Annotated in this window: 21 protein-coding genes; 7 read left to right on the top strand and 14 right to left on the bottom strand. The window is 70.0% G+C overall.

The window, feature by feature from the left end; translation table 11 throughout:
- Positions 1-99: 99 nt before the first annotated feature.
- The 11 genes from AC3ZJJ_RS17235 to AC3ZJJ_RS17185 all read right to left on the bottom strand — a co-directional run bounded on the left by AC3ZJJ_RS17235 (position 100) and on the right by AC3ZJJ_RS17185 (position 12,512).
- Positions 100-1,479 (bottom strand): NtaA/DmoA family FMN-dependent monooxygenase, encoded by a 1,380-nt coding sequence (locus AC3ZJJ_RS17235; RefSeq protein ID WP_489893046.1) that lies wholly within the window; start codon positions 1,477-1,479, stop codon positions 100-102.
- The gene (locus tag AC3ZJJ_RS17230; protein ID WP_489893045.1) at positions 1,455-2,552 is read right to left on the bottom strand and encodes an aldo/keto reductase; all 1,098 of its coding nucleotides are present in this window, start codon (positions 2,550-2,552) and stop codon (positions 1,455-1,457) included. The genes AC3ZJJ_RS17235 and AC3ZJJ_RS17230 overlap by 25 nt, the downstream gene beginning before the upstream one ends.
- A gap of 5 nt (positions 2,553-2,557) precedes the next feature.
- Complete coding sequence (locus AC3ZJJ_RS17225; protein WP_489893044.1) at positions 2,558-3,226, bottom strand: methionine ABC transporter permease; 669 nt, start codon at positions 3,224-3,226, stop codon at positions 2,558-2,560.
- On the bottom strand, positions 3,213-4,241 hold the full coding sequence (locus tag AC3ZJJ_RS17220) for a methionine ABC transporter ATP-binding protein (protein ID WP_489895889.1): 1,029 nt from the start codon (positions 4,239-4,241) through the stop codon (positions 3,213-3,215). Before AC3ZJJ_RS17220 ends, AC3ZJJ_RS17225 begins: the two co-directional genes overlap by 14 nt.
- Positions 4,242-4,290: 49 nt before the next feature.
- Entirely contained in the window at positions 4,291-5,211 is a 921-nt protein-coding gene (locus AC3ZJJ_RS17215; protein WP_489893043.1) for a MetQ/NlpA family ABC transporter substrate-binding protein, read from the bottom strand.
- Between the two features lie 63 nt (positions 5,212-5,274).
- Positions 5,275-6,579 carry an acyl-CoA dehydrogenase family protein gene (locus AC3ZJJ_RS17210; protein ID WP_489893042.1) on the bottom strand — a complete coding sequence of 435 codons (1,305 nt, stop codon included), beginning with the start codon at positions 6,577-6,579 and terminating at the stop codon, positions 5,275-5,277.
- A complete protein-coding gene (locus AC3ZJJ_RS17205) occupies positions 6,576-8,267 on the bottom strand; it encodes a dipeptide ABC transporter ATP-binding protein (protein WP_489893041.1) in 1,692 nt (563 codons plus the stop codon). The genes AC3ZJJ_RS17210 and AC3ZJJ_RS17205 overlap by 4 nt, the downstream gene beginning before the upstream one ends.
- Position 8,268: 1 nt before the next feature.
- Complete coding sequence (locus AC3ZJJ_RS17200) at positions 8,269-9,135, bottom strand: ABC transporter permease (RefSeq protein WP_489893040.1); 867 nt, start codon at positions 9,133-9,135, stop codon at positions 8,269-8,271.
- Positions 9,132-10,136, bottom strand: a complete 1,005-nt coding sequence (locus tag AC3ZJJ_RS17195) for an ABC transporter permease (RefSeq protein ID WP_489893039.1) — start codon at positions 10,134-10,136, stop codon at positions 9,132-9,134. The genes AC3ZJJ_RS17200 and AC3ZJJ_RS17195 overlap by 4 nt, the downstream gene beginning before the upstream one ends.
- A gap of 4 nt (positions 10,137-10,140) precedes the next feature.
- The gene (locus tag AC3ZJJ_RS17190; protein ID WP_489893038.1) at positions 10,141-11,790 is read right to left on the bottom strand and encodes an ABC transporter substrate-binding protein; all 1,650 of its coding nucleotides are present in this window, start codon (positions 11,788-11,790) and stop codon (positions 10,141-10,143) included.
- Between the two features lie 194 nt (positions 11,791-11,984).
- Positions 11,985-12,512, bottom strand: coding sequence for an anthrone oxygenase family protein (locus tag AC3ZJJ_RS17185; RefSeq protein ID WP_489893037.1), 528 nt, complete (start codon positions 12,510-12,512; stop codon positions 11,985-11,987).
- 80 nt (positions 12,513-12,592) lie between these two features.
- Here AC3ZJJ_RS17185 and AC3ZJJ_RS17180 point away from each other — a divergent pair, with 80 nt between their 5' ends.
- The 4 genes from AC3ZJJ_RS17180 (at position 12,593) to AC3ZJJ_RS17165 (ending at position 16,020) form a co-directional block, all read left to right on the top strand.
- Positions 12,593-13,543, top strand: coding sequence for an AraC family transcriptional regulator (locus AC3ZJJ_RS17180; RefSeq protein WP_489893036.1), 951 nt, complete (start codon positions 12,593-12,595; stop codon positions 13,541-13,543).
- An 88-nt stretch (positions 13,544-13,631) separates the two neighbouring features.
- On the top strand, positions 13,632-14,210 hold the full coding sequence (locus AC3ZJJ_RS17175; RefSeq protein ID WP_489893035.1) for a sugar O-acetyltransferase: 579 nt from the start codon (positions 13,632-13,634) through the stop codon (positions 14,208-14,210).
- Positions 14,207-14,773: a TetR/AcrR family transcriptional regulator gene (locus AC3ZJJ_RS17170; RefSeq protein WP_489893034.1), complete on the top strand. Its 567-nt coding sequence runs from the start codon at positions 14,207-14,209 to the stop codon at positions 14,771-14,773. The genes AC3ZJJ_RS17175 and AC3ZJJ_RS17170 overlap by 4 nt, the downstream gene beginning before the upstream one ends.
- Entirely contained in the window at positions 14,770-16,020 is a 1,251-nt protein-coding gene (locus AC3ZJJ_RS17165) for an MFS transporter (RefSeq protein ID WP_489893033.1), read from the top strand. Before AC3ZJJ_RS17170 ends, AC3ZJJ_RS17165 begins: the two co-directional genes overlap by 4 nt.
- A 33-nt stretch (positions 16,021-16,053) precedes the next feature.
- Here AC3ZJJ_RS17165 and AC3ZJJ_RS17160 read toward each other — a convergent pair whose 3' ends face one another.
- On the bottom strand, positions 16,054-16,704 hold the full coding sequence (locus AC3ZJJ_RS17160; protein ID WP_489893032.1) for a DUF6766 family protein: 651 nt from the start codon (positions 16,702-16,704) through the stop codon (positions 16,054-16,056).
- A gap of 367 nt (positions 16,705-17,071) precedes the next feature.
- Between AC3ZJJ_RS17160 and AC3ZJJ_RS17155 the strand changes: the two genes are divergently transcribed.
- Entirely contained in the window at positions 17,072-17,296 is a 225-nt protein-coding gene (locus tag AC3ZJJ_RS17155) for a helix-turn-helix domain-containing protein (RefSeq protein ID WP_489893031.1), read from the top strand.
- Between the two features lie 6 nt (positions 17,297-17,302).
- Here AC3ZJJ_RS17155 and AC3ZJJ_RS17150 read toward each other — a convergent pair whose 3' ends face one another.
- Complete coding sequence (locus AC3ZJJ_RS17150; RefSeq protein ID WP_489893030.1) at positions 17,303-18,154, bottom strand: LysR family transcriptional regulator; 852 nt, start codon at positions 18,152-18,154, stop codon at positions 17,303-17,305.
- An 85-nt stretch (positions 18,155-18,239) separates the two neighbouring features.
- Here AC3ZJJ_RS17150 and AC3ZJJ_RS17145 point away from each other — a divergent pair, with 85 nt between their 5' ends.
- Positions 18,240-19,109, top strand: a complete 870-nt coding sequence (locus AC3ZJJ_RS17145; RefSeq protein WP_489893029.1) for an EamA family transporter — start codon at positions 18,240-18,242, stop codon at positions 19,107-19,109.
- Between the two features lie 387 nt (positions 19,110-19,496).
- On the top strand, positions 19,497-19,787 hold the full coding sequence (locus AC3ZJJ_RS17140; protein WP_489893028.1) for a hypothetical protein: 291 nt from the start codon (positions 19,497-19,499) through the stop codon (positions 19,785-19,787).
- Positions 19,788-19,898: 111 nt separating this feature from the next.
- On the opposite strand, the gene AC3ZJJ_RS17135 is transcribed toward AC3ZJJ_RS17140, so the two are convergent.
- Positions 19,899-20,477, bottom strand: a complete 579-nt coding sequence (locus AC3ZJJ_RS17135) for a hypothetical protein (protein WP_489893027.1) — start codon at positions 20,475-20,477, stop codon at positions 19,899-19,901.

Here is a 20,477-nt window from a genome sequence, read left to right as displayed (position 1 = left end):
CCGCCGCGCCCTTTTTCCCCTCCGCGGCTGCCGGCATGCCCGGAGCAACCCTGGTTGTCCCGGGCCGCTTCCGCGCGCACGGCTCGCAAGGGCCTCCGCCTAGAGGTTGGCACCTCCGCGGTAGCGGGCACCGTGGTGCGTGGCGGGCAACAGCGATCTCCCCGGTCCGAAGAGGCGTTCGCGCAGGGTCTCCCCCGGCGTGTAGCCCTCGCGCAGGCGTCCCCGCCGCCGCAGCTCCGGAACCACCAGTTCCCCGAAGTCGCGGGCGGTGTCGAAGGAGTGGTACTGGCGCAGGTTGATGCCGTCGATCCCCTCCTCGTCGAGCCAACGCTCGATCTCGTCGGCGACCACCGTGGGAGTGCCCACCACGAAGTAGCGGCCCTCGCGGCTGTCGCGGACGTTCTCCAGCAGCTGCCCCGCCGTAGTTCCAGGAGCCAGCGAACGCGCCACAGGGGCGCCCAGCTTGCCCTCTGCGGCAAGGATGTCGCGGACCGGCGTCTCCGGCGGGTACGCGGTCGGATCGATCGCGAAACCGCCGTGGGCCAGGATGCCCTCCACCGAGGTGTGCTCCCGGTACAGGTCCCACTTGCGGGCGGCCTCCTCCTCCGTGCGACCGACCACCACCCCGGCCTGGACGATGAATCTGAGGTCGTCGCCGGCGCGTCCGTGCCGGTCCGCCGCCTGCCGCATCGCGCCGGCGTTCGCCCGAAATTCCGCGGGTGTGCGGCCGCCGGTGAAAACGACCTCGGCGTGCTTGCCCGCGAAATCCATGCCCGCCGGAGACCCCGTGGCCTGGAACAGCAGCGGGGTCCGCTGCAGCGACGGCGCCACCAGGTGCGGGCCGGCGACGGCGAAATGCTCGGACGAGTGGTTGACGTACCGGACCTTCGAGGGGTCGGAGTAGACGCGCGCCGCGCGGTCCTCAACGATCGCGCCGTCGTCCCACGATCCCTCCCAGAGCTTGTAGAGCACGTCCAGGTATTCGTCGGCGATCCGGTAGCGGGTGTCGTGCTCGATCTGCTCGGCCAGACCGAAGTTCCGTGCCGCGTTGCTGAGGTAGGACGTGACGATGTTCCAGCCGAACCTGCCGCGGGTCAGGTGGTCCAGCGTCGCGGCGCGGCGCGCGAAGGCGAACGGCGGCTCGTAGCTGGTGGAGTGCGTCGCGCCGAAGCCGACGTGCGAGGTCACGGCGGCCATCGCCGGGATCACGTTCAGGGGGTCGAGGTTGGGGATCTGGAGCCCTTCGCGCAGGGCCGTCTCGGGGCCGTCACGGAAGTCGTCGTAGGCGCCGATCACGTCGGCCAGGAAGATCGCGTCGAATCCGGCGTCCTCGGAGACCCGGGCCAGCTCGGTCCAATAGTCGATGTCGGCCGTGCGGTGGCGGTTGTTGCCCTCCAGCACCCACAGTCCGTGGGTGATGTGGCTGACGCAGGCCATCTCGAAAAGGTTGACGATCAGCTTCTTGGGTTCTTGGCCCATCCGGTCCCACCCCCCGCCGCGCCGCGGAGCTCGCGCTGCTCGCGTCCCTGCGAGATGTACAGGAGATCGTCGTTGCGGTCCCCGGACACGCTGCCCGCAAGTTCGTCGAGCGTGGCCAGGGAGGCCGGCGACAGCGCGACGGAGGCCGCCGCCACATTTTCGTCGACGCGTTCGGCGCGCCTCGTCCCCGGGATCGGGACCACCGGGACCCCGATGCGCCGCCCGCTCTCGTACAGCCAGGCCAGTGCCGTCTGGGCCGGGGTGGTGCCCTCGCCCTCCGACACGGCTTCCACGACCCGGAGGAGCCGGGCGTTGTGGCTGATCTCGTCCGCGCCGAAGCGCGGGAAGTTGCGCCGCGCGTCGCCCGGGCCGAGGTCCGCCGTGGAGGTGACCGCCCCAGTCAGGAAACCCCGCCCCAGGGGCGAGTAGGCCACAAAGCCAACGCCGAGTCGCCTGGCGGTCGGCAGCACCAGCTGCTCCACGTCGCGGCTGAAGAGGGACCATTCGCTCTGGACCGCGGCGATGGGGTGGACCGCGTTCGCCCGCTCGAGTTCGACGGCGGTGACCTCGGAGAGGCCGATGTGCCGGATCTTCCCGGCCGCCACCAGGCCGGCCAAGGCCGCGACGGTCTCCTCGATCTCCACGCGCGGATCGACCCGGTGGTAGTAGTACAGGTCGATCGCCTCCACCCGCAGGCGGGCGAGGCTGGCGTCCACGGACCGGCGGACATGCGCGGGGTCGCCCTGGGCCCTAGGTTCGTGCGGGCCCGCGCCGGGGAGGATGCCGAACTTGGTGGCAAGGACCACCTCGTCGCGCCGCGTCCTCAGCACGTCGGAGAGCAGCGACTCGTTGCGTCCTCCCCCGTAGACGTCGGCGGTGTCGAGCAGGCCGGCGCCGACGTCGATGGCGTGGTGGATGGTGCGCAGGGACGCGGCCGGGTCGGCCGGGCCGTAGGCGTCCGTGAAGACCATCGCGCCGAGTCCCTGGCGCGGGACGCTTAGCCCGTCGCCGAGCAGGATCCTGCCGCCGGGCGCCCCCGCCTGGGGCGGATCGTTGGTTGAGAGTTCGGTCATGGCGGCTAGCCCCTCCTGAGGATCCAGCGCGACAGGGTGTTTCCGCCGAGCTGTGCGAGTTGGACGAATGCGATGAGGAAAACGATGACAACAACCATCACGCCGGTGTCGAAGCGCTGGTAGCCGTAGACCATGGCCAGGTCGCCCAGGCCGCCGCCCCCGACGATCCCCGCGACCGCGGTCGCGTCAATGAGCGCCACGACGATGTACGTCAGGCCCAGGATGAGAGGCCCCAGCCCCTCGGGGACCACGATCGTGAACAGGATCCGCAGCGGCCGGGCCCCCATGGCGCGGCCCGCCTCGATGACCCCGGGGTCGACGGCGACCAGGTTGTTCTCCACGATGCGCGCGATGCTCAGCGACGCCACGATCGTCAACGCGAAGATGGCGGCCTCCGTGCCGATCGTTGTGCCGATCACGGACCGGGTGAGCGGTCCGATCGCGACGATGAAGATGATGAACGGGATGGGACGGATGACGTTGATGACCGCGTTGAGCAGGCCGAACACCAGCCGGTTCTGCAGAATGTGCCCGGGGCGCGTGCTGTAGAGCACCAGGCCGAGCAGCACCCCGAAGATGCTGGCCAGCAGCATGGTCACCGTGACCATCTGCAGGGTCTGCAGGGCGGCGGCCCCGATCTTGGGCCAGAGCGTCTCCCAGTTAGTGGTTCCCAATGTCCTCCACCTCCCGTGTCCGTCCGATGTCGCGCAGGTCCGCGACGGCGAGGTCGACCTGCGCCGGCGGTCCAAGCAGTTCCAGCGTCAGCGCGCCGAAGATGCGCGACTGCAGCTCGTTGACGCCGCCGAAGACGATGTTGAAGTCGACGCCGCGCTCCCTGGCGATCCGCGAGAGGAACGGCTCGCTGGACTCCCGGTCCTCCACGTGGATTTCCACCAGTCGGCCGCGGTGCACCTTGCGGATGTGTTCGACCGCTTCCCGGCCGGGGTGGTGGTGCAGCACCGAGGAGACGAACCGTTGCGACACCTGTTCCCGGGGGTCCGCGAAGACGTCGTAGACGTTCCCGTGCTCGACCACGCGCCCGTCCTCCATCACGGCGACGCGATCACAGATCTTCCGGATGACGTCCATCTCGTGCGTGATCAGCAGGATCGTGACGCCGTATTCCCGGTTGACCCGCTTCAGCAGCGCCAGGACCTCGCCCGTCGTCTGCGGGTCCAGGGCGCTCGTCGCCTCGTCCGAGATCAGCACGGCCGGCCGGTTGGCCAGGGCGCGGGCGATGCCGACCCGCTGCTTCTGGCCGCCGGAGAGCTGTTCGGGGTATGCCTTCGCCTTCCCCGCCAGCCCCACGAACTCCAAGAGCCCGTTGACGCGTTCGCGGATCTCGCTCTTGGGCAGGCCGGCCAGCTTCAGCGGGTATGCGACGTTGCCGAAGACGTTGCGCGACTGGAGCAGGTTGAACTGTTGGAAGATCATGCCGATCCGTTGCCGGATCGCACCCAGCTCCCTGCCGTTGAGGGACGCGATGTCCTTGCCGTCGACGACCACGCGGCCGCTCGTCGGCAGTTCGAGGCCGTTAATCGTGCGCAGCAGGGTCGACTTGCCGGCTCCGGAATATCCGACGACTCCGAAGATGTCGCCCCGCCGGACCGCGAGGTCCACGTTCCGCAGCGCGTGGACCTCGTCGCCGCGGCCCTCGAAAACCTTCGAGACGTCGTCGAAGACGATCATGTCCTCCACGGCGTCGGCCGAGGCGGGCGGGCCCACCGCCAGCGCGGACCTACTCTTCGAGCTCACGCGCCAGCTCCTCCAGGTCCGCCAACGTGCCGCGGAGCTCCTCGACCGGCACGTCGACGGCCACGGTGTTCCCCTTGCTCTCTGCCTCCAGGGCCTCCTTGACGCGCGGATCCTGCCAGAACGTGGGGAGCTTGGCGTAGGCCTCGTTGTCCTTGTCCTCGCCCCGGACGGCCACCACGTTCACGTACGGCCGGGACGTGTCCGCCTCCGGGTCGTCGAGCTCGAGCGCCTTGTCCTTGGCGATGGACAGCGCCTGATCGATCGTCGCCGCTCCGACGACGACGGCATCGACGTCCTGGTAGACGTTCACGAGCTGCTGCGCGACGACGGGGGAGAGCTTGATGTTCTTCGGATTGGACGTGATGTCATCGACCGTCGGGTAGACGCCGACGCCGTCGGCGAGCTCGATCAGACCGGCGGCCTCCAGCAGGAAGAGGGTGCGGGCGCCGTTGGAGGGATCGTTCGGGATGGCGATCGTGGCGCCGTCCGGGATGCCGTCGATGCTGGAGTGCTTGCCGGAGTAGATGCCCCACGTGGTGATGAGCGTGGACCCCACGGGCGTGACGTCGACCTGCTGCGCCACGTTGAACGCGGAAAGGAACGCGAGGTGCTGGAACGCGTTCACGTCCGTTTCCTTGTTGACCAGGGCCTGGTTGGGCAGCGTCCAGTCGGAGAAGGTCTGCCACTCGATGTCGACGCCGTTCTCCGCCGCGACCACATCGATCGCGTCGTTGACCGGCGAGAGCTCTCCGGTGCCCACCGTGATCTTCTGCGCCTCGGGCTCGGCCGAGCCGGACGCCTCGGCGCCGCAGGCGCCGAGCAGGAGTGTGGCGGAAGCCAGGAGTGCCACGGCGGAGTAGGCGCGGTTCGGCTTGCGGACGGTGGTGGTGGATGGGGTCTTCACGGTGTTCCTTCTGGTGTGGGTGATCGATGGTTGGTCTGCGGGTGGAGAGCCGGCACGCGGGAGTCAGCCCGCCGGGCGCGTGTCCGCGGGAGCGGCGGCGGCGGACGGGCCGCGGTCGCCCCAGAGCCGGAGCCGTCCGGTCAGCAGGTGCTCCCCCACTGCGCGGGCGCGGTACTTCGCGGGATTGTGGCTGGCGACCGTGCGGGCGTTCCGCCAGTGGCGGTCAAGGCGCCGCGACGTGCTGGTGGCCGACGCTCCACCCACCTCGAAGATCTGGGTGGCGGTGTCCAGGGCCAGCGCCAGAACCACCTGCTGGGCCCTGAAGACGTCCAGGGCCAGCAGGCCGGAGGCCTCCAGTAGGCCGGCGTCGGTGTCCCCGCCCTCCCTGCGCCCGCCGGCGGCGCGCTCGGCGTAGGCGGCGAGCGCACGGGCTTGGCCGCCCACAACGAGTGCGGCGGAGTAGGCCTTCGCGGACGCCTCGCCCACCACGGTCTGGACAATGTCCTCCTCCCGCGGCGGGAGTTCCCCGGGGTGAGCGAACGTGCGGCGGCGAGGCTTGACGAAATCGACGGCGTCGTCGACCGCCGCCTGGGCGATCCCGGCGGCGACCGTGAGCAGCACCGTCTGGAAGATGCCGACGCCGAACCCGACGTGCGGGTTGTCCAGGTCGAACGCCGTGACGTCGTCCTCGTGCACCGGGACGTCCTCGAGGGTCAGGCCTCCGCTGGCCGTCAGCTGCTGCCCGAATCCGTCCCAGTCGTCGACGACGTCCACGCCCGGATGGTCCGAGCGGACCAGCACGTTGAAGCGACGACCGTCGCGGACGGCGCTGAGGGAGATCCAGTCGGCGTAGATGCTGCCGGTGGTGTAGTACTTCGTCCCGGAGACGCTGAGGACGCCGTTGCGCTCGCTGAGGACCGTGGTGAGCTCGGTCAATTCCTGCCGTTCGGACGCGGCGTTGCCGATCAGCGCGCCGGAACCGATGCGCCGCAGCCACGTGTCCCGGTGCGCTCCCGGGGCCCTCAGGAGCAGGTTCTCCACGTGGGCAACGTGTCCGCGCAGCAGGTGGGCGACGTTGGAGTCGGCCGTCGCGAGGTCAAGCAACAGCTGGAAGTAGTCCTCCAGCCGCACGCCGCCGCCGCCGAACTCGACGGGCACGCGGAGGGCGGTGAAGCCCGTCTCCTTGAGCTCCTCGACCACAAGGAACGGCAACTCGCGGCGCCGTTCGCGGTCCACCGCACCGGCGCGGATGCTCTCGAACAGGGGGCGGTAGGCGGCCCGGAGTTCCACGAGCGTTGCGGCGGCGGGCTCCGCCTCTCCGGTTCGGGGTGCGTTCGGGGAACGCCTGGTGTCGGCTTCGGTGCTCATGCCTGGTCCTTTCTGCGGGTTCCCGGGACTGCGGCGGCGCCCCGTCCGGGGATGGAGTCGATGAGCCTGCGGGTGTACGCGTGGGAGCTGTTCCGGAAGACCGCGTCCACCGGGCCGCTTTCGACCAGGCGGCCGTGCTCCAGGACGGACACCTCGTCGGCGATCTGGCGCACCAGGCTCAGGTCGTGGGAAATGAACAGGTAGGTCAGCCGCTGTTCCTCGCGAAGCTCGAAGAGCAGCTCGATGATCCGCGCCTGGACCGTGACGTCCAGCGCCGACGTCGGTTCGTCGAGCACCAGAATGTCGGGGGCCAGAACCAGCGCCCTCGCGATGGCGACGCGTTGGCGCTGCCCGCCGGACACTTCGCGGGGCAGCCGGTCCAGCAGGTCCCGCGGGAGAGCCACGCGGTCGACGACGTCATGGACCCGGCGCGTGCGTTCCGCCGCCGAGTCGGCGCCGGTGTGGAGCAGGAGCGGCTCTTCGATGCTGCGACGGATGCTGTACTTCGGATCGAGTGCCGACAGCGGGTTCTGGTAGACGAGCTGCAACTGGCGGGCGTGGGCGTTCGCGGTGGGCGGCGCCGGATCGAGGGCCCTGCCGTCCACGGACACCGACCCCGACGTGAAGGGCTCGAGCCCGGCGATCACCCGTGCGATCGTTGTTTTGCCCGACCCGGATTCGCCGACCAGCGCGTGTGTGGTGCCGCCTCGGACGGTGAGTCCGACGCCGTCCACGGCCGCCGTCCCGTTCGGGTCGCCATAGTGCTTGACGAGGTCCCGGACCACGATCGCGTCCCGGCGCCCGGTGGCCGCGGCGGTGGCGGCGTCGGCGGCCAGCCGGTGGCGGTACTTGTCCGGCGCCATCGCCGGGGCGTCGGCGAACAGGCGGCGCGTGTAGTCGTCGGACGGGTCCCTCAGCACGGCCTGGGTCCCGCCGGTGTCCACGAGCCTGCCGTGGTTGAGCACGGCGATCGACTCGCTGCGGTCCTTGGCGAGCGCCAGGTCGTGTGTGATGAAAAGGATGGCCGACCCGAGCTCCCGCTGCAGGTCCCCCAACAGGTCGAGGATGGTCTTTTGCACCGTGACGTCGAGCGCGGAGGTCGGCTCGTCGGCGATCAGCAGGTCGGGGCGCCCGGCGATGGCGGACGCGATCAGGACGCGCTGCAGCTGCCCGCCGGACAGCTCGTGCGGGTGGGAGTCCAGCCGGCGCGCGGGCTCGCGGATTCCCACGTGCCCCAGCAGTTCGGCCGTTCGGGCGCGAACGGTGCGCCGCGTGGCGTCCGTGTGCAGCAGGAGGGCCTGCCCGACCTGCCGGCCGATGGTCTGCAGGGGATCCAGGGAGCTGAGGGGGTCCTGCGGGATGTAGCCGACGCCCGTCCCGCGCAGGGCACGCCAGTCGCGGCGGCCGAAGCCGGTGACCTCACGGCCGGCCACGCGGATGGAGCCCGCCGTGATGTGGCCGTTGGGCGGCAACAGCCCGCCGGCCGCCAGCGCGATGGTCGACTTGCCCGAGCCGGATTGCCCCACGAGCGCCAAGGTCTGGCCCGCGTCGAGCGTGATGTCCACGCCGTGCAGGACGTCTTTGCGGTGCCCCCCGCTGCCGTAGGCGATGCCGAGTCCGCGGATCTCGAGTGCCGTGGCATGCCGGTCCGTTCCGGCGGCCGCCGTGGCTGTGGCTGTGATGGTCATGTCAGGCTCCTTGGTTGGCGCGGAAGAGCGCGGCGACGCGGCTAATGGACAGGACGGTCAGGACGATCACGAGGCCGGGCAGTAGGGTCAGCCACGGGGAGGACACGATGTATTCGCGGCCCTCCGCGACCAACAGCCCCCACTCGGGCTGCGGCGGCGGGGCGCCGTAGCCGAGGAAGCTCAGCGCGGCGATCCACAGGATCGCCGACCCGAACTGGAGCGCCGTCATGGACAGCACGGCCGTGTAGGAGTTGGGCAGGACGTGCTTGAACAGCGTTGTCGCCGGCCCGCCGCCGATGTGGTGGGCCGCCTCGACGAACGGCAGGTTGCGCACCGTGAGGACCTCCGAGCGCATCAGCCGCGTGAACGTCGCCACGGAGGCGATGCCGACGGCGATCGCCGCGTTGAGGGTGCCGAAGCCGAGCGCGACGACGACCACCATGGATAGGAGCAGGCCCGGGATCGAGAGCAGGACGTCCACGATGCGCGAGACGATCCCGTCGACCCATCGGCCGAAGTAGGCGGCGACGAGGCCCAGCAGCGAGCCGGCGCCGAGTCCGATTCCCACCGCGACCAGCGAGGCTCCGATGGTCCGGCCGGTTCCGTGGATCACGCGGGTCAACGCGTCGCGCCCCAGGTAGTCGGTGCCGAAGGGGTGGGCGAGGCTCGGCGCCTGCAGGGTGTCCCCCGGCGCCGCCTCGAGCGGGTCGTAGGCCGAGAGCAGCCCGGGCGCTGCGATGGCGAGCAGCAGCAGGGCCAGGAAGCCCAGGGCCACCCAGTCGCCGATCCGCAGCCGGTCCGCCAGGCGTGCGACGGCGCCGCGGCGGAGGGCGGGAGCTTCGGTGGCGGCGAGAGTGGACTGGCTCATGGGACCGGTACCTCCTGGGGATTTGTGGGGCGGGCCCCCGGCGCGGAGGACTTCCGCACGCCGATGACCTTGGCCGCCACGCGCTTGTCGATGGCCGGGTAGAGCAGGTCGGTGACCAGGTTGATGGTCGTGAAGATGACGGCGACGAGCATGACCACGGCCTGGACGACCGGCCCGTCCTGCGCCCGCACCGCCTGCTCGGTGATGAATCCCAGGCCGGAGCGGTTGAAGACCGCCTCCGCGATCACGGATCCGGCGAGGAGCTCCCCGACCGTGAGGCCGAAGAGCGTCAGCGCCGGGATGGACGCGTTCTTCAGCGCGTGGCCGCCGAAGATGCGCGACTCCGGGACCCCCTTGGCACGGAGGACGGCGACGAAGGGCTCCGCATTGGCGTGCCGCAGTCCGTGGATCAGCACCTGGGCGATCGGCGCGCTGACCCCGACCGCCAGGGTCAGCGCCGGGAGCAGCAGGGACTTGAGGCCCTCGTCGCGGATCGAGGAGAACCACCCCAGCTGGTAGGCGAACACCTGCAGCAGCACCAGGCCCACGAGGAAGCCGGGGGTCGCCAGCGCGACCACCGGCAGCTTGTCCGCGAGCGCCCGGGCCCACCGCCATGGGGCAAGCACGGCCGTGGCCGCGACGGCCAAGGCGAAAGCCAGGGCGAGCACCAGGGCCAGCGCGGCGAGTGTGATCGTCTCCGCGAAGCCGTCGCCGATCAGTTCGGCCACAGGCCGGCCCGTCCCCAGCGAGTAGCCGAGGTCGCCTTGGAACAGGCGCGTGACAGAGAGCCAGAACTGCTCCAGGCCGCCGCGGTCCAGGTTGTAGTACTCGAGGATGGCCGCGGCCTGCTCGGCGGGAATGGGATTCTGCGGGTTTTCGATGCGGCTCTTGACCGGGTCGCCCGGCAGGAGGAACAGGACGTAGAAGACGAAGACGTACGTCAGGGCGACGACCAGCAGCGACTGGCCGACGCGGCGCAGGAAGAAGTAGGCGCGGTCCACGGCGCTACTTCCTCTCGGTCCAGGTCTCGTAGAAGTGCGGGCGGGCCTCGGAGCTGAACGTCAGGTCGTTGACCGTCTCCGCCAGTCCGAACACCTGGGTGTCGTTGATGATCGGCAGGGCGTAGGCCTGCTCCACGATGCGCTCCTGGATCTTGCCGATCGTCTCCTCGCGCTCCTCCACGGTCGCCGCGGTCAGCTGGTCCTCCAGGAGGCCGTCGAGCTCGGCGTCCGGCTCCTGGAACGCGAAGGAGTTGGAGCCCTCGCTGTGGTAGCCGATGCTCAGCCGGGTGGTGTCCGCCTCGGGCCAGCCGTTGCGCAGGGCACCCACCGAGGGATCGGTGTAGACGGACGCGTAGTTCGCGTAGTCCGTCTCCTTGATGTCCAGGTTTACGCCGATCTGCTTGAGTTGCCACTGGACCAGCTGGAACAAGGGCTTGGCCGTGGAGTCGTAGACGTCGACGTACGTGAGGATCTTGAGTTGTTCGCCGTCCTTGGTGCGGAAGCCGTCGGCGTCGCGCTTGTCCCACCCGGCCTCGTCGAGCAGGCTGTTGGACTTGTCGGCGTCGTATGCGAACAGGTCGGAGACGTCCTCGTAACCGACCGAGCCGGGCGTGATGACGCTGGTGGCGGCGGACCAGTTCTCCGTGTAGAGGTCGTCGATGATCTGCTGGCGGTCGATCCCGTGCTGGAGCGCCTGCCGGACCCGGACGTCGTCCAGGAACGGCGAGGCCTGCTTCAGGTCCCACACGTTCGCGTTGCCGACTCCCTGCCTCGCGACCACCTCGAAGCCGGCGTCCGTGAGCGTCTTTTCCTCGCTGGGCTGGATGTAGCGGATGATGTCCGCCTCTCCCGCGCGGAGGGATCCGAGCCGGACGCTGTCCTCGGTCACCGGAATGATCGTGACCTTGTCGAGGTAGGCCTCCCCCTGGTTCTCGAGCCCCTCGGGGGCCCACGAGTAGCCGTCGCGCCGGGTCAGGACGATTTCCGATCCGTACTCCTCGGATTCGACGACGAACGGGCCGGAGCCGACGACGCCGGAGAGCTGCTGCTGCTTCTCGATCGGCGCCTCGATCGTCTCGTCGGCGACCAGCGCCGAGCGCCAGAAGGACAGGATCGCCAGGAAGGCGGTGCTCGGGTCGTCCAGCTTCACGGTGACGGTCTGGGCGGCGTCGTCCGCGGTGATCGACGCGACCTTGGGGAACCAGTTGTTGGCCGGGATGCCCTTCTCCGCGTCGCCCTTGACCTGCCAGTCGAGGTTGCGCTTTACGGCCGCGGCGTCGAGCGCCTGTCCGTTGCTGAAGGTGACCCCGTCGCGGATCGTGAACGTGTAGGTCCGGTTGTCCTCGCTGACGGTCCAACTCTCGGCGATCCAGGGCTTGATTTCCTTGGTCTCCGCGTCCCGGTAGACCAGGCGGTCCGCGACATTCTCGATGTAGGCGCTGTCCTGCCAGGTGCCGCTGGACTGGAGTTGTGTGCTGCGGGACAGTTCGGCGTCCAGGTAGACGACCTCGCCGCCTCGCTTCTCGCCGCCGCCCTGCCCTGCGTCGGCGTCGGCGCCGGCGGACGCGCTGCAACCGCTGGCCAGCAGGACGATCGCCATGGACGCGGCCGTAAGGACCGTCGTCCGCTGAACTGAAGTGAGAATGTGGCGCATGGTCTGGGTCCTTCACGTGGTGTCGAATCCGCCGTCGCTTGGCGGGTTTCACACAACTATGTGGACTCGGCGGCCACGCGTCAGATCCGTTTACGTGTGGCTACCCGCCGTGACGTCACGGGGCCACGACGCTACGTGCGGGGTAACAATCGCGGCGTCACACGCTCCACGCGCGTCACACTCCGAGACGTTGCTTAGCGCGGCGTAACCGTCCGCGCGCCGGAGGGCCCGGCCGATTCCGTACCGGCCGTCGCGCCGACGAGCGAGGCCGCGAGAACCACGGAGCCGACGGCCGCCGCAACGGCACGCAGAGTGTTCGCCCTGCCCCACCGGGACGCGAACACCGGCCAGTGCCGTGCGAGTTGGCCGCTGCCCGGGGCGAGGGCGGCCAAGGCGTTGTTCAGGGGCACGTTCGCGGCCACGGTCACGCCGTGTGAGGCCAGCACCAGGGCCGCCCCGGCCACCCGGGCGGCGCCCCTTCCGTCGAGGGGACCCGAGGCGAGTTCCGCGACGGCAACCGCCACCGCCGCCACCGCGCCGCCGAAAAACAGCGCCATATACGGCGGCCTCACGGCAGCCACGTTGATCCTCCGCATGGCCGTCCCGGCGTTGGCGGCATCCAACGAGCCCAGCGCCGGCATCACGATCGCCGAGAAGGATACGTAGACGCCGGCGGTGAGGGCGCCGCCGACCGCCGCAGCGGTTGTCAGGAAAATTGTCATGTCTCCATGCAACAGCGACCGCGATCAGCATGCGATAGCCCAGACGCGCGTTCACATACGCGAACGTATAGTCTGACCGCATGGATCCCCTGTCCCACCTCCTCGCCGGCCCCCGCGCCCGGGGCGCGTTCGCGTTGAAGGTCCTGATGGCGCCGGGCTGGTCCATCCTCGTGCAGGACCGGGCCCCGCTGACCCTGATGGTCGCGCTGGGGCCGCGGGCGTGGGTCGCCGCGGGCGGCGAGCGGCACGAACTGCGGGCGGGCGACGTCGTCCTCGTCCGCGGCCCCGCCCCGTACACGGTGGCCGACTCCGCGGACCGGGCGCCCGACGTCGTCATCCATCCCGATCAGGAGTGCTCCACACCTTCCGGAATGAAAATCGGCCTCACACTGCACCACGGCGTCCGCACGTGGGGCACCGGCCGCCCGGATCAGGCCGCGCTGCTCATCGGCACGTACCTGACAGACGCCGAACTCACGACGGCGGTCACCGGCCCCCTGCCGGACGTGGCCGTACTTCCCGCGGGCACCATCGACGCCGGCCTGCTTGCCCTCCTGGAACGGGAGATCACCGGCGGCGCGCCGGGCCAGGGCAGCGTCGTCGACCGGCTGCTCGACGTTGTCCTGGTGCATGCCGTTCGCGCCTGGTCAGAGCTCAATGCCCACCGGCTCGGCGGCTGGCTTGCAGGCGCCGCGGACCCCCTGGTTGCCGGGGCGCTGGAGCTCTTCCACACCCATCCGGCGGCACCGTGGACCATCCAGTCCGCCGCCACCCGGCTCAACGTCTCCCGGGCGACGCTCGCCAACCGGTTCCGCGCCCAGGTCGGCGAGCCACCCATGACCTACCTGTCCAACTGGCGCCTGCTCCTGGCCAGCGAACTGCTGTCCGACCCGGGGCTGACCACCGCGGCCATCGCCACCCGAGTCGGGTACGGCAGCCCGTTCGCCTTCAGCACCGCCTTCAAGCGCCGGTTCGGCGTCAGCCCGACCGCCTTCCGGACGCGGAACAGGGCGCCGACGGCGACGGCCTGAATGGCCGCACACGACGGCGGAAGGGACCCGATCGGCCAACCACGGGCCGGAACTGGACACCATCGGCTCCATGCGTACACTTGTACACATGAGTGACCACTTCCCGGCAGACAACCGATCGATGCGCGAGCGGATGCTCGCGGGCGACCTCTATGTTGCGGACGACCCGGAACTGGCCGCGGACAGCGTCCGGGCGATCGAGCTGACCTCCCGCTACGGACGGGTCTGGCCCGAGGACCGCGGGCGGGGCGCCGCCGTGCTCAAGGAACTGCTGGGTCACATCGGCGAGGATTCGGAGATCCGGCCGCCCCTGGCGGTGGACTACGGCAAGTACATCAGCGTCGGTGACCGCACCTTCATCAACTACAACCTGACGGCCCTGGACGTCGCGCCCATCACGATCGGCGACGACGTGCAGATCGGGCCGAACGTCCAACTGCTGACCCCGACCCACCCCGTCGAGCCAGAGCCCAGGCGCAACAAGCTCGAGGCCGCCAAACCGATCACGATCGGGGACAACGTGTGGATCGGGGGCGGCGCGATCATCCTTCCCGGCGTCACCGTCGGCGACAACAGCGTCATCGGCGCCGGCGCGGTCGTGACCCGGGACGTCCCCCCGAATGTCGTGGCGGTCGGCAACCCCGCGCGCGTCATCCGCGAGCTGTGACGGCGCCAGCGGGGCGGGCGCGCCCCCGCCGGCACGATCCGGAACGGCGCGAGCGCATCATCGGGGCCGCACTGGACGTCATCGCCGAACACGGGGTCGCCGGCACCACGCACCGCAAGGTCGCGGCCGCCGCCGATGTCCCCCTCGGCTCCATGACATACCACTTCGCCGGCATCGACGAAGTCGTCACCGCGGCGTTCACCTTGCTCGCGGACTCCACGGCTGACGGTTTCGAGGAGGCCCTCGGTGCCGCCCGCGACGGAGCCGAGGCCGTGGACGCCGTGGTCGGGCTGATCACCGGAGAACCGCTCGGATCGCGGCGCAACGCCATGCTGTCCTACGAGATGTACGCGCTGGCGGCCCGGAATCCGGACCTGCGGCGGGTGACGGACGCGTGGATGGCGCGTAGCCGCCACGAGCTCGAACGCCACTTCGACTCGACCACCGCCGCGCTGCTCGACGCCCTCATCGAAGGACTCTCGATCCACCGGACACTATCCCTCAACCCCCTCCCAGAAGCAGAAGTCCGCGCCGCGGTCCTGAGAATGGTGACGACCCGATGAATCACGAGGCCCTGAACAACACGCTCCAGGCCGCCCCGGCCGGCCGCGACAACCGGCGAGCGCGCCTGGCCGTCTCGCTGCTGTTCCTGACCAACGGGGCGCTTTTCGCCAACCTCCTCCCGCGCTACCCGGAGATTAAGGACGCCCTGGGCCTGAGCAACGCGGCCTTCGGGGCGGCGGTCGCCGCGTTCCCGCTGGGCGCCCTCATCGCGGGCCTGGCGTCCGGGATGCTCATCCGCCGGTTCCGCTCCTCGCGGGTCGCCGTCGCGGGGACCATCCTCACCGGAGCCGGGATACTGCTTGCCGGGTTGGCCCCCACGTGGGCGCTGCTGACGGGGGCCCTGTTTCTGGCCGGCGCCATGGACGCCATCACCGACGTCGCGCAGAACTCCCACGGCCTGCGCGTGCAGCGCCTCTACGGGCGGTCGATCCTCAACTCCTTCCACGCCGTGTGGAGCATCGGGGCCGTCCTCGGCGGGCTGATGGGCGCGGTCGCGGCGGGGCTCGACGTGCCCCGCGGCGCCCACCTCGCCACCTCCCTGATCCTGTTCAGCTCCGCGATCCTGCTGTTCTACCGCTTCCTTCTGCCCGGTCCGGAGCCCCTCGAACCCGCGGCGGCCGGGGCGGCAGACGGTGGCCGCGGGCAGGCGGCCGCTCCTCCCGCGGCGCGTGCGCGCATCGCGCGGTATGCCCTGCTGGCCGCACTGGTGCTCATCGCGGCGTCCGGCGCGCTGGTGGAGGATGCCGGCAGCTCGTGGTCGGCCATCTACCTCGACAACGTCCTGGGAGCCGCCGCGTCGGTCGCGGCGCTGGGCTTCGTCGCGCTCACGGGCGCGCAATTCGTCGGCCGCCTGCTCGGCGACCGCCTCGTGGACCGCTTCGGGCAGCGGGCCGTCGCGCAGGCGGGCGGCGCGATCGTCGTCGTCGGCATGGGCGCCGCTCTGCTGCTCCCCAGCGTCCCCGGGACGATCGTGGGATTCGGCGCAGCGGGCCTGGGTGTCGCCACCCTGGTGCCCGCCGCGATGCACGCGGCGGACGAACTCCCGGGGTTGCGGCCGGGCACCGGGCTGACCATCGTCAGCTGGCTGATGCGGGTCGGGTTCCTGCTCTCCCCGCCGATTGTGGGCGCCGTCGCGGACGCGACCAGCCTGGCGACCGGACTGCTCGTGGTTCCCTTGGCGGGAATCCTCGTCCTGGCGTTCTCGCCCGTCCTGGCGGGTCGCGCCGCGCGGCAAGTCCGCGCCTGAGGCGCGCCGAGCCGGAGGGCGGGATGGGCTCGCCTACTCGCTCTCTGTGGAACTGTGCGCGTGCGGCGTGCCCACGGGCTTGGACTCGGAGGATCCCCGCTGGCGCAAGTAGATGGACAGCACCACCATGCTGCCAACAGCCAGGAATTCCGATTGCCAGTTCTGCAGTGTGCGGTTCCAGAAATCGGCGCCCAGCACATAGGCCCCCCATCCGACGCCCTGCTGCCCGTGCGCGGCCTGCTCGTCGTTGAAGACCGCCACTCCGGCCACGGATTGGGCCCACCAGGACAGGAAAAAGACCGAGCCCATCACCAGCAGCAGCGAATTGGAGTAGACGGCTCGGCGCCAGCCGGACGCCTTTGCCCAGGCCGGAGAATCGGGCCGTGCGTGGCCACCCACGAACTGCTCCGCGTCCGTGCCCACGCCCTCGTCGCCCGGCTTTTTGGACTCGGGGGAGCCCCGCTGCACCAGCCAGATCGTCGCCAGGACGAAGAGGGAGAACTGCAGGTACTCCGACTGCCAGTTCTCGGCAACGTCCACAACAAAGGCGGAGGACGTCACGAAGGCCAGGTACGACGACGGCGGCCCGCCGTGCGCCGCCTGTCCCTCGTTGAACACGGCCAGCCCGGCGAGGGACTGCCCGGCCAGCGACAACACGAACAACAGGCCGAAAACGATGCTCAACGCGTGGTCCCGCCACACCCTCCCCACGAATCTCACCGTCCCGAGAATCCGATGGCCAGCATGTACGCCAGACCACCGACGATCACTGTCAACCACAGAGCGAAGACGATCTTCATGGACCCAAGCTACGCCGCGTCCCAGGGCTGGGATCCCCTACTCTCTGGTAACTCGGGACTCATGGGCTCCCTGAATACCGGTGTGACTCATGGGACAGTTTGTCAAGTTGAGGAAGTCAATATGTTGCAAATAGGCCTAGCGCCCCGCCGAAACGTGTGTTTACCTAGCGAGCAACGATGCTCCCGTGGTTCGCGTGAGTGGAGCGCCGACTGATTCATCTGAAGCGGTAAGCACTTGATTGGGGTTTCAAATGGTTGATTTGCAGAGGTTCGAGAACGCGCACTACCTCACGGTGGCGGAGGTTGCGCTGGCGATGCGGGTGTCGAAGATGACCGTGTATCGCCTGGTTCACGCCGGTGACCTTCCGGCGGTGCGGTTCGGCCGCTCGTACCGGGTGCCCGAGTTGGCGGTGCAGGAATACCTGCTCGCGGAGCAGCACGCGGCCGCGCCCGTCCACCACGTCGTGGGCACGTAGCGCGCCTCAGGCGTACAGGCTGGCGAGCAGTTCGACGACGTCCCGCGCGCCTCGGGGCGGGTCCGCCTTGGACCAGGCTGCATAGACGGCCAGCGGCGGGGCGTCGCGGACCAGCCGGTACACCAGGCCTGGGCGGCGGTGCTGGTAGGCGGTGGATTCGGCAGTGACGCCGCGGGCCTTGCCGGTGGCGATCATGGTCATCCAGTCCTCGGTGTCCCCCGTCTCGATGGTCCGGACCGGGCGCCGACCCTCGGGCCACAGGTCCAGGGTGGTGCTGCCGGTCTTGGGGTCCAGGGCCACGGGAGCGTCCGCGATCTGGGCCAGGGACACGGTCCGCCGCCCGGCCAGCGGGTCCCCGGCGCCCATGGCGCAGTAGCGCTTCTCGTGCCCGATGAGCACAAGCTCAAGGACCGAGGCCTCCGGAATCCTGCGCAGGATGGCGAAGTCGCTGACGCCTTCGACCAGTCCGGCGGTGGGCGTGTTGCTCCTGACGAGCCGAAGCTCGCTGTGCGGAAACACTTCGGCCCACTGCCTCTGGAGCTCGGGCGTGTGGCGGCCTAGGGCGGACCAGGCGTAGCCGATCCTGAATGTCTCCTCCTCCGCCGTGGCTTCCCGCTGCAGTTCGCCGACGATGGAGAGAATGCGGCGGGCCCTGCGGATGGTCCGCTCCCCCGCGGCGGTGGGTTCGACGCTGCGCGTGGTCCGGTGCAGCAGCCGGACGCCCAGCGCCCGCTCGAGGGCGGCCACGTTCCTCGAGACCGCGGCCTGGGAAATCCCCAACTCGATCCCGGCGTCGGTGAAGCTTCCGGTCTCCACGACGGCAACAAGGGATCTCAGGTGCCGCAATTCGAAGTCCACGCCACCAGTGTATTCATGCAGTAGTCGTATGAGTACACTAACTTATGCATTTTGCGGGGGTCCCCGCGGGGCGCAGAATCGGCCCATGGAAACGACAGTATCCGGGGTCAAGGGGCGCTCTGCCGGGGTAGTGGCATACATCGGCAGCGCTCTGTCCAACCAGGTTGGCGCCGCCAGCGGCTCCCTCGCCTTCCCCGCCATGGGACCGCTGGGAGTGGTCGCGGTCCGGCAACTCGTCGCCGCCGTGGTGCTGCTGCCCATGGTGCGCCCTGACCTTCGTTCCTTCTCGCGAAGGCAGTGGTGGCCGGTGCTGCTGTTGGCGCTCGTCTTCGGGGGCATGAACCTGAGCCTCTACGCGGCGGTGGAGCGGATCGGGCTGGGCCTGGCCATGACCCTCGAATTCCTCGGCCCGCTCGCCGTGGCCATCGCCGGCGTCAGGACATGGGCGGGAAAGGCGTGCGCGCTGCCCGCGGCGGCCGGCGTCGTGGCGATCACCCAACCCGGGCCGTCGACCGACTACCTCGGCATCGCGCTGGGAATGACCGCGGCGGGATGCTGGGCGGCTTACATCGCCCTCAACAAGACGGTCGGCGCCCGGATCCCGGGCGTCCAGGGAACCGCCGCGGCGGCGGGGGTCTCGGCGGCCGTTTTCCTTCCCGCGGTGCTGTTCGTTTTCGCGACCCGACGCCCGGACGGCGCAACGATCCTCTTCGCCCTGGGCGCCGGGGTCTTCGCCACGGTGGTCCCCTACACCGTGGATCTGCTGGTGCTGCGCCGGATCCCTGCCAACCTCTACGGGATCCTGGCGAGCGTGAATCCGGTTTTCGCCGCGGTCATAGGTGTGGTCGCGCTCAACGAGGGCCTGCACTCGTGCCAGTGGGCGGGCATCGCGCTGATCGTTGGCGCCAACGTGGTGGCCCTCCGCCTCAACGCCCGGCGCAGGCCCGGCCGCTAGGCCCGTCCCGGGCGCCCAGCTTCCTGCCACCCCGCGCACAGGTTCCTTTCAGCGGGGGCGCCTAGTGTCGTAGACACCTCATGAAGGTGCGAGTGACGACGAAGGCCCCAGCCATCCCCCCCACGGCTGGGGTCCTTCGCCGTCCGCCCACACGTCCCGACGCCTCGACGAGTCCGGCAGATGCGTGGTCCAACACCCGTCCCGACCCCTCGAAAGTGTGTTGTTCCGCACTCGACCGACCGCCGAAAGCGCCCTGACAACCGGTCTTGGGCCGGGAGAGGCGTCATCGAGCGGCGCAAACGGGAAGCGCGCCGGGCGCCCGTATATCCTGCTGAGGGAAAACCCCAAGGCGGCATCCCCCGTCTTGTCGTGAGAAACAAGGGCACCATGCACAACCTCTTAGACCAGCTCCGAAACCAGACTCCCGTTGGCGTCACCGACGTCGTGGATCGAGGTTCCTCCGTCTACATCGCGGTCCGCTACGGTTCGCTCACCGGCGGCGTCGTCTGCCGGAAGAAGTCCCCGGTCAGGGCCGTGGACCTGACCCTGACCCACGAGGACCAGACCGTCGTCGTCGCCGGAAGCAACACGGCCGAGGTCGCCGGGAACATCTGGTCGCTGCTGGAGGCCCAGTCCCGCCGGCAGGCACGGGCGGCGCAGTCGGACTTGGTCGCCTAGGCACGTCCGCGCACTGCGCGACTGCCTGCCGCCGTGCACCGCGGACATCCGGACACAGACCGGCAAGGTCCCGCACGGACGACCGCGCGGGACCCCGAGTGACCGGTTCGGCTAGCGACCCCCGCCGATCACGCCCTTTTCGATAGCCTTCGTGACGGCGTCGGCCTCCGCCTGCGTCAGCGTGCCGTCACCAACCGCGGCGTCCAACGTGGTCTTGAGTGCCTCCGCCCGCTCCGTCCGGGCCGAGGATCGGAACTCCTCGAGGGCGGCGGCGACCTTCGACTCCTTCAGGCCCAGCGTTTCCGCGAGGGAGGCGGCAAGCTCGGCGTCCCTGGCGAAACGGTCCGGCTTGGTGGCGCCGCCCGTCTCTCCGGAGCCCGCGGCCGGCCTGTTCGCCTCGCGGAACGCCTCGATGGCCTCCGTGACCTTGTCCTCGTCGAGGCCCAACGTGGACGCGAGGCCCGCGGCCAACGCGCCGCGGTCGCCCCGGTGGCCGGCGCGGGGGCCGTCGGTGGTGGACTCCGACGTCGTGTTGTCGGCCGCCGTATTGTCCGTCGCCGAGGCCGAGCTGGCGCCTGGTGCCGCCGACGTCGTCGAGGCCGCGGAGGCGACCCCCGCGACCCCGAGTCCAGCGACCAGCGTCAGCGCGGCGGCCGACGTGCCCAGCGCGATCTTTTTCCTTGATGGCAT

The sequence above is a fragment of the Arthrobacter sp. AOP29-A2-19 genome, assembly GCF_058138025.1.
Note: the sequence above shows the minus strand (reverse complement) of the source record. Positions and strands in the feature narration are given on the sequence as shown.

Coding starts and splice junctions, on each gene's coding strand:
- AC3ZJJ_RS17235 (WP_489893046.1), bottom strand. CDS start 1,479: ATGGGCCAAGAACCCAAGAAGCTGATCGTCAACCTTTTCGAGATGGCC.
- AC3ZJJ_RS17230 (WP_489893045.1), bottom strand. CDS start 2,552: ATGACCGAACTCTCAACCAACGATCCGCCCCAGGCGGGGGCGCCCGGC.
- AC3ZJJ_RS17220 (WP_489895889.1), bottom strand. CDS start 4,241: ATGATCGTCTTCGACGACGTCTCGAAGGTTTTCGAGGGCCGCGGCGAC.
- AC3ZJJ_RS17210 (WP_489893042.1), bottom strand. CDS start 6,579: ATGAGCACCGAAGCCGACACCAGGCGTTCCCCGAACGCACCCCGAACC.
- AC3ZJJ_RS17205 (WP_489893041.1), bottom strand. CDS start 8,267: ATGACCATCACAGCCACAGCCACGGCGGCCGCCGGAACGGACCGGCAT.
- AC3ZJJ_RS17200 (WP_489893040.1), bottom strand. CDS start 9,135: ATGAGCCAGTCCACTCTCGCCGCCACCGAAGCTCCCGCCCTCCGCCGC.
- AC3ZJJ_RS17190 (WP_489893038.1), bottom strand. CDS start 11,790: ATGCGCCACATTCTCACTTCAGTTCAGCGGACGACGGTCCTTACGGCC.
- AC3ZJJ_RS17185 (WP_489893037.1), bottom strand. CDS start 12,512: ATGACAATTTTCCTGACAACCGCTGCGGCGGTCGGCGGCGCCCTCACC.
- AC3ZJJ_RS17180 (WP_489893036.1), top strand. CDS start 12,593: ATGGATCCCCTGTCCCACCTCCTCGCCGGCCCCCGCGCCCGGGGCGCG.
- AC3ZJJ_RS17175 (WP_489893035.1), top strand. CDS start 13,632: ATGAGTGACCACTTCCCGGCAGACAACCGATCGATGCGCGAGCGGATG.
- AC3ZJJ_RS17165 (WP_489893033.1), top strand. CDS start 14,770: ATGAATCACGAGGCCCTGAACAACACGCTCCAGGCCGCCCCGGCCGGC.
- AC3ZJJ_RS17155 (WP_489893031.1), top strand. CDS start 17,072: ATGGTTGATTTGCAGAGGTTCGAGAACGCGCACTACCTCACGGTGGCG.
- AC3ZJJ_RS17145 (WP_489893029.1), top strand. CDS start 18,240: ATGGAAACGACAGTATCCGGGGTCAAGGGGCGCTCTGCCGGGGTAGTG.
- AC3ZJJ_RS17140 (WP_489893028.1), top strand. CDS start 19,497: ATGCACAACCTCTTAGACCAGCTCCGAAACCAGACTCCCGTTGGCGTC.
- AC3ZJJ_RS17135 (WP_489893027.1), bottom strand. CDS start 20,477: ATGCCATCAAGGAAAAAGATCGCGCTGGGCACGTCGGCCGCCGCGCTG.